We start from the raw sequence: 3,642 nt of genomic DNA, 5'->3' as shown, positions 1-3,642 counted from the left end.
GAGTCGTCCTTCGCAACACTCCGACAGCTTTTATCCCCAACGAAGACCAGGGCCAAATCCGTGGTTATTTCACCTTGTCGGAAGGCGCCAGCCTGGAACGAAGCATGGCAATCATGGATTCCATTCGCGCTGTCGTTGAGCAAGAACCACTGATCCGCTCAGGGAACTTCTATGCAGGAAGTTCGTTCGGGCAAAGCGGGGAAGACAAGGGTTCCTTTTACTTGAGATTAAAACCTCTCCAGGAGAGAGGCCGTGCAGATCAGAGCGATCAAGCCATCAAGCGACGACTGCAAAAAGCCCTGAATCGTTCGATTACGGATGCCAAAGTTGTGCTGATTACACCCCCTACCGTTCGAGGCTTTAGCGGGGATTCAGCCTTAAACATCGAGCTTCTAGACCGCAGTGGTGGCCAACTGAACCTGGTCCAATTCGAACAGGTCGCGAAAGCTTTTATTGCGAGTGCCAGGGAAACGGGCAAATTTGAACGGGTCAGCACCCGTTTCGACGCCAGTGCCCCGAGATGGCGCCTCGTTTTAGACCGCGACCAAATGGCTTCACTGAATCTCCCCTACAGAGAAACGCTGAATTCGATTGGCATGGCCATCGGCGGGCGCTATCTCGATGACACCTACGCCGACGGAGAAATACGCAGCATCTGGATTCAAATGGAAGGCAGCGACCGCAATCGTCCAGAGGACATTAAATCTCTCATGCTCCGGAACCGGGATGGGCAACTCGTCAGCGCTGAAAGCGTGGCGCGACTTGAACAAGTTGAGGGCACAGGGTCGATTGACCACTTCGCCCTGAACCGATCCATCCGTGTCAGCGCCTTACCAGGGAAAGGAACCAGTAGTGGGCAAGCCATCAACATTCTCGAGGCAGCAGGTGAACAAATTGGAGGGAGCAACATCGGGCTTGCTTTTACAGGCCTTGCGGAGGAAGAGAGGGTTGCCGAAGGCGTCACCTGGGCCTTCTTTGGTTTGAGCGTAGTGGTGGTCTACCTCTTACTCGCTGGTCTCTATGAGAGCTTTCTAGATCCCCTAGTGATTTTGCTGACAGTGCCTCTGGCACTGCTCGGTGCACTGATCGGACTCAAATTACGTGGGCTACCGCTAGATGTTTACGGTCAGATGGGTCTTCTCGTGCTCGTGAGTTTGGCAGCAAAGAACGGCATTCTGATTGTGGAGTTTGCCAATCAAAGGCTCCGAGCTGGCCTGCCCCTTCGTGAGTCGATCACGGACGCAGCGGAAGAGCGGATGCGTCCAATTGTTCTGACAGCGATTACATCCTTGGCTGGATTTCTGCCCTTGCTGCTGGCCAGCGGAACGGGTTCAGCCAGTCGAATCAGCATTGGCACGGTGGTGTTTAGCGGCTTGCTGATCTCCACGTTGCTTTCGCTGTTTGTTGTTCCAGCCGTTTATTTGAGCCTCAAAGGCTGGAGGGAGAGGACTCAAATTCAGCGCTCACCAGGCAATTGAAAAACCGGTTGGAGCAAAAAAGAGATAGGTTCACCCATCAAGCCGATCGCGGCACCCCACGTGGAAGCTGCATGACAACGACGATTAGCCAACACATGGCGCCTAGCACTTACCCCAAACGGATCGACTTCAAACTCGCTCCTTTTATGGCCAGCGATGACCGCATAGCGAGCTGGCAGATCCTGAACACCGTGGTTCCGATCATCGCGGTGGCGATCGCGATGTCTGCGGTCACAACATCGTTCAACACCACAGCCATCCTGTTGACACCCTTGCTCCTCGTGTTGATGGTTCTGCTGCTCAGTCGCAGCTTCTCCCTGATGCATGACTGCGGACATCAAAGCCTGTTCAGCTCCAAGCGCTCGAATCGAATTGCGGCCTTCGGCTTGAGCTTGATTCACGGCATGCCGCAACATCCCTGGTCACGTGGACACGCTTTCCATCACAAACACAATGGAAATTGGGATCGCTATCGCGGACCATCCGCTCTGATCACACGCGAGCAATACGAAGCGCGATCTCCACGTTCCCAGTGGCTTTATCGCGTCTTACGCCATCCATTGCTGCTATTTCCAGGTGGATTCTTTTATCTCATCATTAAGCCAAGGCTTGCCTTACTTTTGAGCTTCTTTGAATTCATTGGCCATTCCATCAAAAGCACCATAAAAATGGTGAGCACAAGCTCCTGGATATCTCCAAAACAAGTTTGTTTGAATTACAAATCTAGTTTCTTTTATACCAGCGGAGAATGTGTCGACATGATTGCCAATACAGCGATCGTTGGACTGTTGTGGTGGTGGATCGGAAGCTCTATAGGCTACGCACACTTCTGGATTCTTTATGCGTTGGTGATGAGCTGCAGTGCAGCGGTGATGATTGCGGTCTTTTTCATCCAACACAATTTCCCAGATTCTTATACAAGCGATGAAGATAATTGGAGTTATTTTCGTGGAGCCATCTCTGGATCGTCATTCCTTCAAATGCCTGCAGTTTTGAATTGGTTTACTGCCGATATCGCTTATCACCATATTCACCACCTCTCAGAGCGCATTCCAAATTATCGATTGAAAGAATGCCATGAGGCCAATATTCATCTTGTCGGCAATGTCCACAAACTTTATCTGTATCAGGTTAGCGATTGCTTCTCTCTCATCCTTTGGGACCGGGAACGCTTCGAGTTGGTTTCACCATTCGCATAAATAAAGCGCGATTCCATGCTGTGCCGATGTGTATCCGGCTCAACGCTGGATTTCTGGCATGACAAAACCCATACAATCCGAGTCCTATTGATCGATAAGGTATGCGTCTCGTTGAGGTCGGCACCTTGGCAACTCCCGCTTTGCATCAGTCCTCATCTGAGCAAGCCCATTTTTTTGATTACCGCTCCGCTGCGAACCCTCAACAGAGTGGCCTGATCAATGCAGTTCCCTATCGGTCATTTTCGCCAGATTTTTTCGATCAATCCGGTTGCGATGTCCTTCCTCTTGATCTGAGTGAAAAGCTTGGCTGCTCTGGCCCAGCCACCGGTCCATCTCTTTGCGCGAATTTTATTCGCCTCGACCGTGGTGAACAACGCACCAGTGCAGTTGCTACAAGTCAGCTGTTTTTCATCACGAATGGAGAAGGGGAAACGCAAGCCTGCGGGCGGACCTTCCAATGGTCAAAGGGAGACATGTTGGTGCTGCCTGCGGGTGGCGACGCGATTCACTCCAGCATCGAAAAAGCAGGACTTTATTGGGTGCATGATGCACCGCTCCTTCGCTATCTCGGCGTCGAGCCTGCACAAGCTCGCTTTGAGCCGAGCTTCTACAGCCATCGGGACAGCAAACGACATCTGGACGCGATTGCAAACAGCCCCAACGGTGCTCGTGCCAACCGTGTCAGCGTTTTGCTGGGCAACAGCAATTTTCCACAAACGCGAACGATCACCCATACGCTCTGGGCCATGCTTGGAATCTTGCCTGCTGGCCAGATCCAACGCCCCCACCGCCACCAATCGATCGCACTTGATTTCGCGGTTGAGTGCCAACCCGGCTGTTACACGATGATCGGCACAAAGCTGGATGCGAACGGTTTAATTATCAATGGGCATCGTGAAGATTGGGCCCCAGGAGCGGCCTTCGTGACACCCCCCGGATACTGGCATTCTCACCACAACGAATCC

3 protein-coding genes are annotated in these 3,642 nt (G+C 52.2%); all 3 read left to right on the top strand.

All coding sequences use genetic code 11. The annotated features are described in order from the left end of the window. The coding region (locus NCN04_RS09440; protein WP_250395921.1) for an efflux RND transporter permease subunit at positions 1-1,478 on the top strand (1,478 nt) is incomplete at its 5' end. A 71-nt stretch (positions 1,479-1,549) separates the two neighbouring features. Then, positions 1,550-2,677, top strand: a complete 1,128-nt coding sequence (locus NCN04_RS09435) for a fatty acid desaturase (protein ID WP_250395920.1) — start codon at positions 1,550-1,552, stop codon at positions 2,675-2,677. Between the two features lie 101 nt (positions 2,678-2,778). Continuing rightward, positions 2,779-3,642: cupin (locus NCN04_RS09430; RefSeq protein ID WP_250395919.1), on the top strand; the 864-nt coding region annotated here is incomplete at its 3' end.

It is taken from the genome of Synechococcus sp. MU1655, assembly GCF_023630655.1.
Classification (GTDB): domain Bacteria; phylum Cyanobacteriota; class Cyanobacteriia; order PCC-6307; family Cyanobiaceae; genus Synechococcus_C.
The sequence above is the reverse complement of the archived record's forward strand: the minus strand, read 5'-3'. Positions and strand labels throughout refer to the sequence as shown.